15 protein-coding genes are annotated in these 17,056 nt (G+C 30.3%); 2 read left to right on the forward strand and 13 right to left on the reverse strand.

Translation table 11 applies throughout. The features are described 5' to 3' along the window. Positions 1-40 precede the first annotated feature (40 nt). From SJY27_RS00635 to SJY27_RS00660, 6 genes are all read right to left on the reverse strand, one after another. Entirely contained in the window at positions 41-4,222 is a 4,182-nt protein-coding gene (locus SJY27_RS00635) for a phosphodiester glycosidase family protein (protein WP_397446309.1), read from the reverse strand. 26 nt (positions 4,223-4,248) lie between these two features. Further along, the gene (locus SJY27_RS00640; protein ID WP_397446310.1) at positions 4,249-5,493 is read right to left on the reverse strand and encodes a glycosyltransferase; all 1,245 of its coding nucleotides are present in this window, start codon (positions 5,491-5,493) and stop codon (positions 4,249-4,251) included. 230 nt (positions 5,494-5,723) lie between these two features. Beyond that, the gene (locus tag SJY27_RS00645) at positions 5,724-7,355 is read right to left on the reverse strand and encodes a 2-oxo acid dehydrogenase subunit E2 (protein ID WP_397446311.1); all 1,632 of its coding nucleotides are present in this window, start codon (positions 7,353-7,355) and stop codon (positions 5,724-5,726) included. 4 nt (positions 7,356-7,359) lie between these two features. After that, positions 7,360-8,349, reverse strand: a complete 990-nt coding sequence (gene pdhA / locus SJY27_RS00650) for a pyruvate dehydrogenase (acetyl-transferring) E1 component subunit alpha (protein WP_397446312.1) — start codon at positions 8,347-8,349, stop codon at positions 7,360-7,362. Positions 8,350-8,621: 272 nt separating this feature from the next. Further along, the gene (locus SJY27_RS00655; protein WP_397446313.1) at positions 8,622-9,293 is read right to left on the reverse strand and encodes a hypothetical protein; all 672 of its coding nucleotides are present in this window, start codon (positions 9,291-9,293) and stop codon (positions 8,622-8,624) included. A 75-nt stretch (positions 9,294-9,368) separates the two neighbouring features. Beyond that, positions 9,369-10,037: a M15 family metallopeptidase gene (locus SJY27_RS00660; RefSeq protein ID WP_397446314.1), complete on the reverse strand. Its 669-nt coding sequence runs from the start codon at positions 10,035-10,037 to the stop codon at positions 9,369-9,371. Positions 10,038-10,088: 51 nt separating this feature from the next. Here SJY27_RS00660 and SJY27_RS00665 point away from each other — a divergent pair, with 51 nt between their 5' ends. Next, positions 10,089-10,499 (forward strand): DUF2721 domain-containing protein, encoded by a 411-nt coding sequence (locus SJY27_RS00665; protein ID WP_397446315.1) that lies wholly within the window; start codon positions 10,089-10,091, stop codon positions 10,497-10,499. 2 nt (positions 10,500-10,501) lie between these two features. Here the strand turns inward: SJY27_RS00665 and SJY27_RS00670 are convergent, their stop codons facing one another. The 6 genes from SJY27_RS00670 to SJY27_RS00695 all read right to left on the reverse strand — a co-directional run bounded on the left by SJY27_RS00670 (position 10,502) and on the right by SJY27_RS00695 (position 16,152). Next, positions 10,502-11,263 (reverse strand): NYN domain-containing protein, encoded by a 762-nt coding sequence (locus SJY27_RS00670; RefSeq protein ID WP_397446316.1) that lies wholly within the window; start codon positions 11,261-11,263, stop codon positions 10,502-10,504. A gap of 341 nt (positions 11,264-11,604) precedes the next feature. Further along, the gene (locus SJY27_RS00675; RefSeq protein WP_397446317.1) at positions 11,605-12,312 is read right to left on the reverse strand and encodes a hypothetical protein; all 708 of its coding nucleotides are present in this window, start codon (positions 12,310-12,312) and stop codon (positions 11,605-11,607) included. A 386-nt stretch (positions 12,313-12,698) separates the two neighbouring features. Further along, the gene (locus SJY27_RS00680; protein WP_397446318.1) at positions 12,699-13,424 is read right to left on the reverse strand and encodes a head GIN domain-containing protein; all 726 of its coding nucleotides are present in this window, start codon (positions 13,422-13,424) and stop codon (positions 12,699-12,701) included. 95 nt (positions 13,425-13,519) lie between these two features. Further along, positions 13,520-15,217 carry a PspC domain-containing protein gene (locus tag SJY27_RS00685; RefSeq protein WP_397446319.1) on the reverse strand — a complete coding sequence of 566 codons (1,698 nt, stop codon included), beginning with the start codon at positions 15,215-15,217 and terminating at the stop codon, positions 13,520-13,522. Then, entirely contained in the window at positions 15,210-15,554 is a 345-nt protein-coding gene (locus SJY27_RS00690; protein WP_397446320.1) for a PadR family transcriptional regulator, read from the reverse strand. The genes SJY27_RS00685 and SJY27_RS00690 overlap by 8 nt, the downstream gene beginning before the upstream one ends. Before the next feature lie 157 nt (positions 15,555-15,711). Further along, positions 15,712-16,152 (reverse strand): DUF4870 domain-containing protein, encoded by a 441-nt coding sequence (locus tag SJY27_RS00695; RefSeq protein WP_397446321.1) that lies wholly within the window; start codon positions 16,150-16,152, stop codon positions 15,712-15,714. 232 nt (positions 16,153-16,384) lie between these two features. On the opposite strand from SJY27_RS00695, the gene SJY27_RS00700 reads away from it, so the two are divergent. Next, a complete protein-coding gene (locus SJY27_RS00700; RefSeq protein ID WP_397446322.1) occupies positions 16,385-16,840 on the forward strand; it encodes a DUF4442 domain-containing protein in 456 nt (151 codons plus the stop codon). Here the strand turns inward: SJY27_RS00700 and SJY27_RS00705 are convergent. Then, a complete protein-coding gene (locus tag SJY27_RS00705) occupies positions 16,837-16,983 on the reverse strand; it encodes a hypothetical protein (protein ID WP_397446323.1) in 147 nt (48 codons plus the stop codon). The two genes, SJY27_RS00700 and SJY27_RS00705, sit on opposite strands and share 4 nt — an antisense overlap. Between the last annotated feature and the right edge of the window lie 73 nt (positions 16,984-17,056).

Here is a 17,056-nt window from a genome sequence, read left to right on the forward strand (position 1 = left end):
TGCTAAGTATTTTTAATCAGCTTATTGAACTTTAAAACAATTAATTTTCTTCAACCCAACCAATAATAGCGTTTGCTACAAATCTTGGTTCTGGAGGTAGAGAATAAATATCTTTTTCGTAATTTTTATTGTAAGGTGAAATGTTCATAATTGTATTATCAACAACTAAAGTGCTACTTCCACCAGGATCAAAGCCCATTGCTTTATCCATACCGTATTTTAAGAGGATATCTACCATATCAAAATGTGTAGCACCAACAGATTCGCGAATTCTACCATTTACCATTAATACCATAAGTTTCCCTTCTTTGGTAATTCCCACAGCAATTTTTGGACCTCTCATATCTGTAAAATCTAAACGAGCTGCTTGTGTTTTAATAGAGTTTGATGTTTTCCAACCTTCCTCTTCCATATTTAATACTTGTTTTCCTTCATCAATCAACATTGGCCCAGCTTCTATGGCATAAGAGATTTTATCCCAATAAAAAGGATTACTTTCAGGTTCTAACAATTCAATATTTAATTTTTTACCTTCTTGGAATATTTTTTCAGAAAATTGTTCTTCAGGAATTGATAAAGTAATGCCTACAGGAATAATAGCAATAGTTTCTTTTGTTTTGGTTTTGATGACCTCTTTTACGGTATTTCCAGCAACGCGAACAATAACATTTCCATTGGTTTCGATTAATTCTTCAGGATGTGTTAAATCATAAAAACAAGGATTAGTATCTCTATGTGTATTGTAATAATCAGCATTAAAAATGATTTCTTTTTGTTTTCCTTTAATGATAAATCCACTTTTACAATTTACTTTTCGAATATCAACATCGCCATTTTTGTAAATAATAAAAGCAGGTTTATTGAAAAGAGGAGGGCAGAAGACTTTATTATTCATAATCAATAATCCTAAAGGAGAACCAATATAAGTTTCAGGTAAGCCCAATTTACCTACCAATTCAGGATTTAAAATGTAACCACCATTCCAAGCCAATTCAATCTTATTCTTAGTTTTACTTTTCTTTTGATATTCTTTAATAAGTGCAGGTACATTTTTGGGCTCCTTGTTCGCTAAATGAGCCGCAAATTTCCAGTTGTATTTCTTGGTATCAACTTCTGCTAAAACACCACTCCAAGGCAAACCATCTTCATAAACTCCGCCAGCAAAAGAGGATTTTACTTTTTCTACAGTTGCTGTTTTTTCTATATTTTGTTTGATTTCATTCAGTAATTTTACAATAGGAGTTCCATTTTCTATAGCATCTTGACCTATGATGTTTAGCAATTCTTTTTCGCCCAAACTCTTTTTTAAATCTTTATAAAGATCACTTTTTAAAGCAACATCAAAATCTTTTGCGGTTTGTATTGGGGTAGGATAAGCCAACGTTGTTCTAACAGCTGCTGGTACAAATTGAATGAATCCACTATCTTTAGGAATTCCCATAATTTTGCCAGTCATTGTATTTTCGACTTTACCAATATGAAAATGATCTATTTCTACAATATCTGTCATCATTGCTGAAGATTCTCCATTGGTAATAATAAAACCATCAGCTTCTTTAATTGTTCTAAGCACTTTTAATGCTTTTGCACCCATTTGCGGAAAATGCACCCCTTCTGACCATTGTTTGGTTTCTATAATTTGAACCACTCCAGAGCTGTACAATAAACCCAATTCTGGCTCTTTGCCACTCTCTAAATATTCTTTAATATCTGCACTAGAAAACCATTTTGTAATTCTTGGTTCGTGTACAAAAATGTAGATTTTTTGAAGTTCTTTTAATTTATCATTCAATATTTCAGCAGAAAGTTCTTGCTCAATTTTTAATTGAAGTTGTGCACGAATAGGTTGTAATACAAAATACTCTAATTCGTGTTTGATAAAACGTCCAGGAAAATAGCCTTTAGGAACGTTATTTTTTAATTTTTCGGTTAAAATTTTTCGATCATCTATACCTAAAAAGTTACTGTTTGTGAGCTGAAATAAAGCCAATTCCCAATCTGCAAAAAATTGTGGAGCTAATGTTAAATCTGGTAAATTTTTTGGTTTAAAAACATCACTGTAAATCATGTTTACCAAGCCTGTTACCTCTTGATAAGTAAAATCTTGATACGCATATTTTTTCTTATTCCTATGCCTGTAAGCTAAAGCATGATCGTGTCTTATAGCAAATTCACCATCAACATATTTAAAAATATCATCAATGGCATTATAATATTTATGAATGACCTCTAGATTGGTATTTACCAAATCAGGAATATCATTTTCCATCGTTCTTGCATAATGCATTACTTTTCCTTTAATGAGTTGCTCTTCCACTCTAAAAAAACTTGGATCGATTAACGATTTTAGGTAAATCATAAAAGACAATCGTCCATAACCAGGTAAATAATGACGTGCTTTTTTGTTGATTATGGCGTGTAAATCGTCATTTTCAAAATCGACCATTTCTTTATAGGTCTTTAACAAACGAACAACTTGCGGATTTACCTCATTTGAAATCGCCGATAATTGAATATACATTCTACCTAAAATGTATTCCATATTTTCTTGAAGCGCTTCAATGCTATATCTTTTGTTGATGACACTTCTGTTGTGTGTAACATCCACCATTCTGTTTTGAGGATAAAACACATGGTCGCATATTTTCTCTGCCAATTTTTTAGGCACTTTAGAGCCTTTAAACTCTAAAACATTTAAACGTAAAGAGTGGTCTAAATGATAGCCAATTACTTCATCATACACTTCTCTAGGTTCGTATTGTCTGCAAAAAATCGGAGTTCCACAAGCTGCAGCTTCAATAATAGGTAAGCCTCTACCTTCGGTTTGGCTTGGTAATAAAACTAATGACGCAACATCATACAATTGCTCAATATCTAATGGTTTTTTGTATTTCTTTTTGAATTCATTTTTATCAAATTCACTGAATAAAAACCCTAATAATACTCTTGATTTGAATTCTTTAGGAAGTTGATTTAAGAAGTTTTTAAAATCCTTTTTTAAATCGTGATAATAATTTTGTTGTCCATGAGGTATTGGCCCAGAAACAATTAATGATAATTTTAATTGGGGATTAGTTAGAAATTTTTCGGCAAAAGCATCATAAGAAAATAAACGTTTGATGAGTTTGAAATTCAGTTCTATAGATTTTCTACTGATGACTCTTGTGGGTTGTAAAAAAACGATATTATTGTTTACAAAGTCAAATTCTTTAATTTTTTTATAGCCAAGTAATATTGGTTTTAATGAGCGTTTACTTTCTGTATGGTTTGCAACTGTACGAACAGTAATGCTATCTTTATGATTTGCAAAAATACTTGAGACTTGCATAAACGCTTTAATAATATCGCGTTTACTCATTTGATGCATTTTGGTATCTACAGCAGTGCCAATCAAAGCCACATTTGCAGGATTATGACCATTGGTTTTAATTAAATGATTTTGTTGAATTCTATTGATGTTTACATTCATCCAAGAACGACTCTCCCAAGGATAAATCATTTCGATAACCGAGAAAAATTCACCAACGTGTGCATTATGGAAAAAGAAATCTCTTGGACCTTTCTTTAAACCTTTATTTTTAATATCAACCTCTCTATTACCACCTTCCCAATAAAAATCGTGATTGTTGTTGATGACAGGAATTCCTAAATATTCTGAGAGTAAAACAGTTGCTAACGCTAAAGAAACATTACCAGGATTAGAACAAACATTAATCAAGTATAATAAAGAGATGTTGTTTTCTTTAATATAAGTCCCTAATTTTTCTACTAAAACTAAAACCTCTTTCCAAAACTTACCAATTAAATTATTGTACGCTTCACTGCCACGTTCCATTTTAATTTGAAAGAAATCTTTGTAGAGTGGCCAAGCATCAAAAGCTTCCATTTCTGGAATTATTTTTTTGAAAGCGCCTTTTGGAATTAACTCATCAGCTTCTTGTTTAATTTCGCCAGCTACAAAGTGAATGGGTATATTTGGATAGATATTTTTAAAAACCTTTGCATACTTTTCTGTTTCTACAGTAATACCATCAATGGTAAAGTAAAAAGTTAAAAAAGCAATTCCGCCTTTTTCTAGATGCGAATTGAAAGCTTCTTTGTTATTTTTAAAGGCAGATTTAGAGTGTTGTTCTTTAAATCTATCTATAAATAAACCTAAATCAAACCAAGTATTTATTTTTTCTTTTTTTAATTCATTTAATATCGTTGTTATTTTTGTCATCTTTATTTTAGTAGATCGTTGTGTTTTTAAAAAGTAAATAGGCTGTTTAATTTTTCTTCTAAGACATCGAATGAGAAATGTTTTTTACCAAGGTTAAAATTATACTCCCCAATTTCTAAGCATCGTTTAGGATTATAAATAATGTCTGACATTTTTTGCACTTTTTCGTTGGTTAGTATACCATCTTCTGTCATAACCGTTTCAAAACCCTTATTACCAATATCTTGCATATATACAGGTTTGTAATTATTTACAAATATTGGTTTTTTAGCGAGTACACATTCTACAAAAGCGTTTCCAAAACCTTCGTACGTGCTAAAATAAGTACAAGCCCTACCATGCGCATATACATCAGATAAATCTTTATGATCTAATACTTTATGTGCAGCAAAAATGACTTGGTTAGAGAGGTTTAAATCGTGAATTTGATCAATCAATTCATTGTAATACTCTTTATTTTCGTCATCATTATTATTACCAGTAATCACTAATTTTAGTTTTTTATCGTCTAATTTATCGATTAAAGAAATAGCTGTCTCAATACCTTTTCGTCTTACAATTCGAGTTACTTGTAGTAATGCAATTTCATCATCAGTAATACCAATATCTTTTAAAAAGAATTTGTTTTCTTCTGTAGGAACTCCATAAACCCTATTAAAATCCATCACATTTGGCACTAAAGTAGCATCAATATTAAATCGGTTTTTAAAAGTTTCCACACCAAAAGTATTAATTACAGCATGTTTTACATTAGGCAACAATAATGGAAAATGATCATCTACATATTGATTAATTTCTTTATGAGTGGACACATAACGTTGTCCTCTTTCCCAATGAAAATCGTGATCATGAGTAACAATAGGTAATCCTGTTTTTGTTATTAATTTTCTGATGGCAACACCCATAGATAAATGACAAGGTAATGCTGAAGCATTTTCAGAAAGTATAGCCTCAATTTTTTTATCAGTAACCCAATTTAACATTGCATTATAAATCATGTTAGACGCTTTTTCTACATGATCTAATAATGGATCAGGGTCGTTATCGGGTTCAAAAAAAGCTTTACGCTGACCCCATTCTGCTTCTACAGAAAAAAAGGATAATGGAGGGTATAGGTAATCGTGTTCTTCGTCTATAGTCCAAGATTCAAATTCGCCAGACATGATAAATACTTCATGACCTAATTTTTTAAGTACTTCAATCCACTTTTCAGTTTCTAAAGCAACACCATCTACACCACCAATTCTACCAATGATAATTCCTATTCTCATATTTATAAATAAAGTTTGTATTCACTAAAGATACATTTTTATAAAAATTTTGAAAGGATTTTGAAACTTATGTTTTAAGAATTAAAGGTCTACAAGAATTTGTCTTCTTTAATTATGGCTATGAAAATTTAAGTTGATTATTTTGAGAAATCTGTAATTACTGAAATTTTGAACAAAAAAAACCTAAACAATTAAGTTTAGGTTTTTAGTATAACTAATTTAAATAAAAACTATGCTAACATGGTAACAGGGTTTTCAATATACGTTTTTAAGGTTTGTAAAAATTGAGCACCTACTGCACCATCTACTGTTCTGTGGTCACACGTAAGTGTTAAATTCATAGTATTGCCTACTACTATTTGACCGTCTTTAACTACTGGTTTTTGTACGATTGCACCAACAGATAAAATTGCAGAGTTTGGTTGATTGATGATAGAATTAAAATTCTGTATACCAAACATTCCTAAGTTAGAAACCGTAAAAGTACTTCCTTGCATTTCTGCTGGAGCAAGTTTCTTTTTTCTAGCCTTACCTGCTAAATCTCTAACACCAGCACCAATTTGAGTTAAACTTAACGTGTCTGTATGTTTAATTACTGGTACTAATAAACCATCATCTACAGCAACAGCTACACCAACATGAATGTGTTTGTGATATACTGTGTTTGCATCTGTCCATGAAGTATTTACTTGTGGGTGCTTTTGTAAAGCCATTGCACAAGCTTTTACAACCATATCATTAAATGATACTTTTACATCTGGAATTGCGTTTATTGTTTTTCTTGAAGCCATTGCATTATCCATATCTACTTCAATATTTAAACTGAAATCTGGAGCAGAAAACTTAGAGTTCCCTAAAGATTTTGCAATTGCTTTACGCATTTGAGAGTTCTTAACTTCTTCTGATTTCTCTTGACCAAAAGCAACAAAAGATTGTGCAGCAGCAGGTGCAGTTTCAGCAACTTTAGCAGCAGGAGTAAAGTTTTCTACATCTTTTTTAATGATTCTTCCATTTTCACCAGAACCAGAAATATCTGCTAAATTAAAACCTTTATCTGCAGCAATTTTCTTTGCTAGAGGAGATGCAAACACACGCCCACCAGAACTATTTGTTGAAGAATTTGAAGAAGTTCCAGAATCTTGAGCTGGTTTTTTTTCTTCTTTTTTTTCAACTGTAGTTTTTTCAGTTTTACTTTCAGTTTTTGGTTCAGCACTAGTACTAGTTGCTGTACCTCCATTAGCCACAATACCAGACACATCTGTGCCTTCAGGACCTATAATGGTTAATAAACTATCTACAGGAGCAGTTTCACCTTCTTGAACACCAATATGTAAAATGGTTCCTTCATAGAAACATTCAAATTCCATTGTAGCTTTATCTGTTTCAATTTCGGCTAAAATATCTCCTTCTTCAACTTTATCTCCAACTTTTTTAAGCCATGTAGCTACTGTACCATCTGTCATGGTATCACTTAAACGTGGCATAGAAACCACATTTACACCATCTGGAATTGCAACAGCATTAGTATTTGAAGATGCATCAGGTATTTCTTCCTTAACTTCATCTTTTGCATCTTCGTTTTTTGGTGCAGCCTCTCCATTTATTAATGCAGAAATATCTTCACCTTCTTCACCAATAATCGCTAAAAGAACATCAACAGGAGAAGTTTCGCCTTCTTGAATACCAATATGTAATAAAGTACCTTCATGGAAAGATTCAAACTCCATAGTAGCTTTATCGGTTTCAATTTCTGCTAAAATATCACCTTCTTCAATTTTATCTCCAACTTTTACCAACCATTGGGCAACAACGCCTTCTTCCATTGTGTCGCTTAAACGCGGCATATTTATAACTGTAGCCATATTTTTAACTTATAAAAGGATAATCTTCTTGTTCATAAACCATATCATACAATTGTTGAGTTTCTGGATATGGAGATTCTTCTGCGAATTTTTCGCATTCTTTCACCATAGATTTTACTTCTTTATCAATTGCAGAAATTTCATCTTCGGTAGCATAACTCTTTTCTAAAATAATATCTTTTACTTGAGTTATTGGATCAATTTTTTTATAATCTTCTACTTCGTCTTTTGTTCTGTAATGTTGTGCATCAGACATTGAGTGCCCCCTATATCTATAGGTTTTCATTTCTAAGAATGTTGGTCCATCACCACGTCTTGCTCTTTGAATAGCTTCATCTACAGCTTCTGCAACTTTTACAGGATTCATAGCATCTACTGGGCCACATGGCATTTCATATCCTAAACCTAATTTCCAGATATCTGAATGGTTTGCTGTTCTTTCTACAGAAGTACCCATTGCATACTGGTTGTTTTCACAAATAAAAATAACTGGTAATTTCCAAAGCATTGCTAAATTGAATGCCTCATGTAAAGAACCTTGTCTAGCAGCACCATCACCAAAACATGTTAACGTAACAGCATCACTTCCTTTATACTTGTCTCCAAAAGCAAGACCCGCACCTAAAGGAATTTGACCACCAACAATTCCATGACCACCATAAAAACGAAACTCTTTTGAGAAAATGTGCATAGAACCACCCATTCCTTTAGAAGTTCCTGTAGCTTTACCAAATAACTCAGCCATAACACGTTTAGGATCTTCTCCCATACCAATTGGTTGTACGTGATTTCTGTAAGCGGTTATCATTTTATCTTTCGATAAATCCATAGCATGCAAAGCACCTGCTAAAATAGCTTCTTGCCCATTATAAAGGTGCAAAAAACCTCTTACTTTTTGTTGAATGTAAACGGATGCTAGTTTGTCTTCGAACTTACGCCAAAAAAGCATGTCTTTGTACCAATCTAAATAGGTTTCTTTGGTGATTTTTTTCATCTAATGAATTGTTGTTTGTTTAATCGTTTAACCAAAATTAATAATATCAATTACAAAAATAACTGTTTTATAAAGAATAAAAAAACTTGTGATTTTAAAATTTAGAGAAATGTGTTATTATTAATAAAAATTATACAGCAATAAAGGCTGTTTTTTTTATAAAATCTATGATTATCATAAAATAACAATTGGATAGTGGTTATTTTTGAATTATTGTTAATTAAAACAATATAATTTAGGTTTTACTGAATTGTAAAGATATTTTAAATAATTTATTTGTCTTTAGAAATCATTAAGGTTGCTTTTGCTCCAGTTGCAAGGTTCCATTCGTTAGACGAAATGAGTATTCCTTCATCATTAAAAACTTTAAAAGCTGCAGTGTTTGGGCCTGAAGTACCTTGGTTTAAAGCTTCGATAACAATTTTATTTAATCCGACTTTGAGAGGAATGTTAAATTTTTGATAGTTTTGTTGTAGTGTGATGTTGTAAATTACAGGGATATCGTTTACAAAAATAGTAACTCTATCTCCATCAGGATATTGATAATCTCTACAAATAATATTTACACTTTTAGAATTAGACCTAAAGCTACCTAAGTCTTGATCTATTTTTGGAATGATGTACTGACCATTTATTTTTTTAAAACTTTTTAAAAAACGCTGTTCATTTAACTTTGCTTTGGTAAGTATGCCTTTATTTTTTGCATTGTCTTCTTTTTGTTTTTGTTGAAGTTTTTGTTTTTCGGCTTCATACGCTCTTTGAAATCCCTGTAAACCATTTAATTCAATAGATTTAGGTTTATTTACTTCTTTAGCGTTTTTAAAAACAATTGCTTTTGTCTTACCTTTTTCTTTTGTACCCTTATTAACATCTAACTGTGCTGAGATAAAAGTGCTGTATATGATAGCATTAATAAAAATAATAGATTTAAAAATAGGTTTCATATTGTAAATTTCTAGCAATTATAATACAAATATAATGCCGATTTTAACGGACGTTGTTTAGTTTTTGTTAAATTATTATTTTACAGGAAAATTGAAATAGGTTTTTGGGTAAGGTTCTTCTTTCAAGGTAAAATGCCACCACTCGTTATCATAAGGTTTGAATCCGTTTTTTAACATCATCCTTCTTAATAACATTCTGTTTTCTTTTTGCGTTTCTGATATTTTTCTATAAAAAGGATGAGAACGCACTCCAAAAAAATCATAAGGGCTACCCATATCTAAATCCTTACCTGTTTTAAGATCTACGAGTGTTATGTCTACTGTGCTGCCTCTTGTATGGCCAGATTTTGAAGCAATATAGCCTAAATTAAATAACTGTGATTTTGCTATTTTGGGATAATATTGTTTTTTCATTAAAGTATCATTAGTATCTTTTGCCCAATTTACAAAATGATCTACGGCTTGTTGAGGCCTATACGCATCAAATATTTTTAAACTTAAACCTTCTTTTTTGAGTTTTGTTTGAATTTTCTTTAATGCTAGAGCAGTTGGCTTTGAAACAATTACACAATTGTTACTATAACCATTAATGGGCTTTCCTATAAAATTATTAGAGCCTAGGTATCGTAATTCTTTTTGAATGGATGCATCAACATTATGTAAATACACAAAACCTTTGGGTAAATTTTGTGAAAATGTTACTAATGATAAAGATAAAACAAGTAAGTAAATCAATTTTTTCATTATTGTAAAATTACAGAAAAGATTTTAGTTTAATAGTATTAATTTTGCATTATGGAACAACTTACATTAACAACACCTGCATTATTATTTTCTGCAATTTCTTTAATAATGCTAGCGTATACCAATCGGTTTTTGGCTTACGCTTCTGTGATTAGAAATTTACATGATAGATATTTGAAAGAGTATGATGATTCTTTATTACGACAAATTAATAATTTAAAACAACGACTAAACTTAACAAAATGGATGCAAGTATTTGGCATTACAAGCCTTTTATTTTGCGTTTTAACCATGTTTTTGATTTATATTGGCTATCAACTTATTGCAATTTATGCATTTGGTTTAGGACTAATTTTATTATTGATTTCTTTAGCCTTGTTGATTAAAGAAATTCAAATTTCAACAAGAGCTTTACAACACCATATTGCAGATATAGAGGAATATTTGGGCAATAAAAAATAGGCTTATTTCATTTTTAATAAAGGATAGTTGGAGCCATTTACCTCATTTTTTATAATTTCAAATTTCTCGATGTTGGCAAAAAGTTTTGTTAAACTTTTAAAACCATAACTTCTAGGATCAAAACTTGGATCAATTTTTCTAATATTTAAGCCTAAAGTTGAAATGTGTGCTTTATCTTCTTCGTTTGTAGAGATTTCAAAAGCTTTTATAACGGTTTTCCAATCTTCTTTTGATAACCTAATATTTTGAGTTACTGGTTTAACTTTTTTAAGTACTTTTTTCTTTTTGGTTTCATCAGTTGCTTTTTCATCCTCTTCTTCTGTATCTTCATTTTTAAGGTTTTCTGTAAAAGTGAAAACTTCACAAGATTTTACAAATGCAGTTGGTGTTTTTTTCTCTCCAATACCCATTACAAAAAGGCCTTCTTCTCGAATTCTTTTGGCTAAACCAGTATAATCGCTATCACTAGAAACAATGCAAAAACCTTCGGTATTTTTTCCATGTAAAATATCCATGGCATCAATAATTAATGCGCCATCTGTGGAGTTTTTGCCTGTTGTATAAGAAAACTTTTGAATCGGAGTTATAGAATGTTGATTTATAATTGCCTTCCAACTATTCATTTGTTGCGAGGTCCAATCGCCATAAATTCTTCTAATCGTTGCTTTACCGTATTTAGAAACTTCATCAATAATTTCTTTAATGAGTTTGGGTTGTGCATTATCGCCATCTATTAATACTGAAATATTGAATTTGTTTTCCATTTTAAAATTTGTAATTGGACGATAAAGGTAAATATTTTAAAAGCATTTAAAATAGGATTACAGATTTAAAGTAAAAAATCATATAATAACTAAGGGTTGATGTTCTATTTGCCAGACAAAAATTTCATTTTATCAAATGAACATTATCTAAATATAAAGGTTAAAATTTTGCGACTTTATTTTAGGATGTGTGCTATTTCGCTAACGTTGTTGTATATGGTTTGTTGCGTGTTTCAAGCAACTAATTTAGTAAATATTTACCGACCAAGAAAGTCCGCGAGGACTTTCGCAAGTAGGCAAAAAGCCAGCAATAAATTATATACGGTGTTGTAACCAGTGCTTTATTCAATGTGTTTATAAAATGTAATATTTTTATTCGTTAAATCTAATTTTATTAGTCCGCTTCTAATTCCCATATATACATTTTCGTTATCAATTACAGCAATAGAATTCGGATATAAACTTGACCAAAAAGTATTTTCAAAAATTAACTCTTTTTCAAAATTCTCAACTACATAAAAATTCTGATGTGTAGCAATTAATAACTTATTTTCATAAATAGTAAAAGCCTCTGGTGCATCGTCAAATTCCATTATGTTTTCATAGGAAAAATTTTCTCCGTCTTTTTTTAACTCGAAAATTGCTCCACCACTATACGATAAATGTGCAAGTCCTTCTATAAAATAGATTTTGTCATTAAATTCAAAAACGAATTTGATATTTCCTTTTTTTATTTCTATCTCTTTTTTGTCTTTATTATTCGGAACAAATGATAATTTTCCACCCCATTCGCCACGATTTATTCCGATTAAATTTCCACCATCTATTTTTAATTCCGCTTTATTTCTTTCTTTTACTTTTTCAATATTCAGTTTATTGTCTATGATTTTTACGCCAAATTCATTTCGAGCGTAATTCAATTCTCTCCATTCTTCAGTAGAGACTTTTGGTATTTTGGTTTCGACAAGATTTTTCGGAATATCAACTTGAATTTGAGCACAAGCAGTCAAATTTAAAAGTAGAAAGACAATCATTAAAGTTCTGTTCATCGTTTTTTTCGCATTGGTTACAACTCTTTTCGGATATGACGAGTTTCAATTCGTTATATCCATAGTTAACGAAGTTCGTTTTTTAATTTTAAATAGTCAAGAGGAAAAAGCCTACTTTTAAGGAGTTTATATTTAAACGTAAAAATTAAGATTGGATTTAATGATGCTGAAACAAGTTCAACATAAAAAAAAGTAAGCGTCGTTTTTCTACAAAACGACGACTTACCAAGTAAACTAATAAAACCAAGTATTAGTACTGTTATTAGAGTTAGCTTCTAATGTCAGTTTTTTTTATATTTTTCTAAACAGGTATAATTTTTTTGAAATCTTGAGGCTAATTAAAGCCCCAAGAATTTCTTTGGTTGATTGACTAATTAATTCAAAATTTATTTAGCAGAAATACTTCCACCAGAAGAAGATTTTTTGTTAACCTGTTTAGGACTTCCTTTAAAATCGATATCTCCACCACTAGAAGCCTTTGCTGAGATACTTTCTGATGCATAAACGTTTATATCTGCACCACTTGAAACATTTACAGTTACATTTTTGCTTCTTAACTCGTATGCATCAATGGATGCTCCACTTGTTGCGCTTGAAACGTGGTTATTTGTAATTCCAGAAATTTCTATGTCAGAGCCACTTGTAGCACTACTGGTTACAGCATTTGCATCTAAAGTTATTCTAATATCTGCACCACTAGTTGCTTTTAAATCAATATCGTTAACTTTAATGATTTCTTTGGTATATACATCAGATCCGCTTGTTGCTGTGACAGCCTCTAAAGTTTCTAGAGTTACATACACTTTTCTAGATTTTGCTCTCCAAATATTTTTTTCGGAATAAATTTTTAGAACACCATCGTTAATTTCAGTCTTAATGATTTCTTGTAAATTTTCATCAGCTTCTACAATTATTTTTGATGTTGAACCTTGCGTAATATATAAGTCTAAACCTGTACTTACTTTTATTTTACTAAAGTCTTCATTTACTTTTCTGTTTTCTGTTACAACGTTTTTATTTCCGTTAATTCTGTTGAACATATTTACGTTGCAAGCGCTTAAAAGTGTTGCTAAAAAAAGAATTGAAAGTATTTTTTTGGTGATCGTTTTCATGATATTAGATTTAATTGATGTTTCAAAGGTCTTAGATTAGACGCTTAAAATGGAACAAAGGTTGCTCAATTGTTGTTTTTTTGTACTGAATTGTATTAAATAGTTTGTGTCATATCACTTATGTTGTCATCAGACTCTTTTTTCTCTTTTTCAATGTCAACTTTGCAATCTGTACATTTTAGGCTTTTATCTGTCATTTTAAAATAATGATTTGCCATATCTTTATCATAAATATCTTCTTCATTATCTACTCTATACAAAAAGTTTTTTACAGAATTATCAAAATAAACTGTTGTATTTTCTGTTAGATAAAATATAATGTTGATTTCTTCATCTTTCCAAAGGTTTTTGTAATCAGATAAAAAATAGGCATCTAAAACAATAGTATTTGCTATTCTTTTAAAGTTGTATTTTATTTGTTTTGCATTTTCTTTTGCTTTACTTCTTGTTTTACCTTTAGATTCTTTTTGAATCACCATATAATTTTCATCAGTATTACTTTTTCTAACATCAAGCTTTATATCACTTGCATACGTCATAACCTCTCCATTTACTTCCACTTCTTCTTTGTAAGTGCTTCTTCTTAAATTATGACGATAATAAAGGTTGTCATCATTTATCATTTTTAGCTGTATTGTATCATTGGCTACTATATTAAGCGTGTTTTTTTCTGTGGATTCGCCATAAGTTGCGTGTGATGTGCCAAAATCTAAAAATGTAATGAAAATTCCTAAAAATGCTACAATCCAAATTCCTAACAAGGTTAAAGATGTTGGCTTATTCATTTTTTTAATATTGCTAGATAAAATACGTAGGCCTAAAATTAATAACCCTAAAGCAGGAATACCTACTAATAAAAATGCACATACTATTAACAACCAAGTTGGTAAAATGGTGTCCTCTAAAAAAGGAGGATAATGCAAAAACTCTCCATCAATTTCTAACCAACCTAAACGTCCTACAGAAAACCCTCCAATACATAGAGATAAAATAACAGCAGCAGAAATAAATATAATTACAATACCAATAAACTTACCAAATACTTTAAAAATTGCGAGTAATATTTTACCTATGGTATCAAAAAAATCGCTTGCTCCGTTATTTTTTTTGGTCTTTCCCGAAAAAGTTTTACTCATTTTATCAGAAAACTCATTAGCACCTTCTTTTATTTTTTCTGATGCTTCTTTGGCAACCACACTTACTTTATCTGATACCTCACTAAATTCTTTACGGATTTTTTTTTCAATATTATCAATATTTACTGGTTCGCCTTCCATTTGTAATTTTTCGGCGGTAGTTTTTGCTTCTGGTAATAGAATCCATAGAATGATGTACACCAAAACAGAAAATCCGCTTGCGGTTAAAATAATAAAGGCCAATCGAATCCAAATGGTATCAACATCAAAATAATGTGCAATACCAGAAGCTACACCACCTAAAAACTTATCATCACCATCTCTAAATAATTTTTTACCAGATGTGTTGTTTCTTTTGTAAGAATAGCTGGCATCACTATACGCTTCTTCAGCATCAGCATAATCTTCTGGTTGCCCCATTATTTTAATGATATCATCAATATCACTTTCGTTAACTACTTGTCTAACATCAGTAATTTTTTCTGATAATAATTCGCTAATTCTAGCTTCAATATCTGCAATAATTTCATTTTTTCCTTGCGGATCATCACTTAAAGATTTAGAAATGGATTCTAAATATCTTCGTAATTTTTGATAGGCAATTTCATCTATATGGAAGAAAAATCCGCCTAAATTTATATTTATGGTCTTATTCATTGGTAGTTGATTTTTTACTAGTTACTTGGTGTACTGCGTTTACTAAATTATTCCATGTTTTGTTGAGTTCTTTTAAAAACATTCCTCCGTTTTCAGTTAAAACGTAGTATTTTCTTGGTGGTCCAGAAGTTGACTCTTCCCATCTATAAGTTAATAAACCTGCATTTTTTAAACGGGTTAATAACGGATAAATGGTACCTTCAACCACAATCATTTCAGCACTTTTTAGCGTGGAAAGAATTTCAGAAGTATATGCATCTCCATTTTTTAAGATGGATAAAATGCAGAATTCTAAAACACCTTTTCGCATTTGTGCTTTTGTGTTTTCAATCTTCATATTTTATGTGTTATTGAGCCCAACCTAATTTTACTAAAGGAAAAGAATTCTTGATTGAGCAAACTTTGATATATTATTTTCATTTAATTTACTATTGTAATGAATCGTTATTACGTTTTTTGATTCCCTCTTTTAGAGGGATAAAGAGAGGTTTTTGTTACTTTATAAACTTTATGGTAAAAGGGTATTTATAATTTTCGCCTTCTCTGGCTTTTATAGAAGCTATGATTACTAAAACAATACCAATAAAATAAACAATACCTGCAATAGATCCAAAACCCAATACACCAAATAAATTGTGAGTATTGATATCGAAATTGAAGTTCAAATTACTCCAATTTATATTACGATGATGCCTACTAAAAATAGAACCAATTGCAAATGGTATAAATACGATAGATAATAAAAATACATATAAAGTGTAACTGATATTAAAGTTTACAGCTTCTTTACCTTGTTCATCTAAAAATAAACTTCTGTCTTTTAGTGTTTGCCAAGCAATTAATGGAGTTATAATGTGGCCAAATGGAAACATAAACCCTGCAAATGCAGAAATATGTATTAAAAAGGCATTGGTGTTTTCTTTATTTTGTTTCATTTTATAATTGTATATAATACTTTCTTATGCAAATATATATCCTAAAGAAGGTATTATGCAATACATAGTACTATAATTAACGTTTTATTAACATTTTAATGGCGATATGTTTTTTTAAAATATAACTGAAAAGTATTGCTATTGTTGGGTTTAATTAAATTGATTATATTGCATTTCGGAAAATATGAAAATTGATTTTTTGAATTTTATTATAGTCAATAAATACATTTAAATGAAGTTTACACCTGTAAAAGTTAATTTTTTCAACCTTTTTAAGTTGCCTTTGGCTTTTTTTGGAGGCGTTCGTGTAAAATCTATAACCGATAACGAAGTTGTGGTAACTATTAAACATAGATGGTTAAATCAAAACCCTTTTAAAAGTATGTTTTGGGCTGCACAAGGTATGGCTGCAGAAATGCCAACAGGTATTTTAGTAATGAAAGCTATTTATGATTCTAAACGAAAAGTTTCGATGCTTGTTACTCATCAAGAAGCTGATTTTTATAAAAAAGCAACAGGTAGAGTTACATTTAGTTGTAAAGGAGGTAATGAAATTAGAGAAGCTATTCAAAAATCTATAGCAACAAAAGAAGGGCAACAAATTTTGCTAACTGCAGAGGGTATTAATGAAGATGGGGTAGTGGTATCTACTTTTAAATTCCAATGGAGTTTAAAAGTAAAAAACTAATCTTTTTTAATATAAGGCAAGGGTCTTTTTTGGTTATAATCTAAATCTTGAAAAATACCACAAGACGCAGAAGTTCTTGCTAAAGATTTAGTAACTTCATATTGTTTTGATAAAGCTTCAATTTCTGGAGTTAAATATTTCATAATCTATTTTTAAATTACATTTAAAGTCACTTCAAAAGTAGTTTTTTTGGTAAAATGATAAGGTTAATAAAAC

This window comes from Polaribacter sp. R77954, from assembly GCF_044595335.1.
Lineage (GTDB): Bacteria > Bacteroidota > Bacteroidia > Flavobacteriales > Flavobacteriaceae > Polaribacter.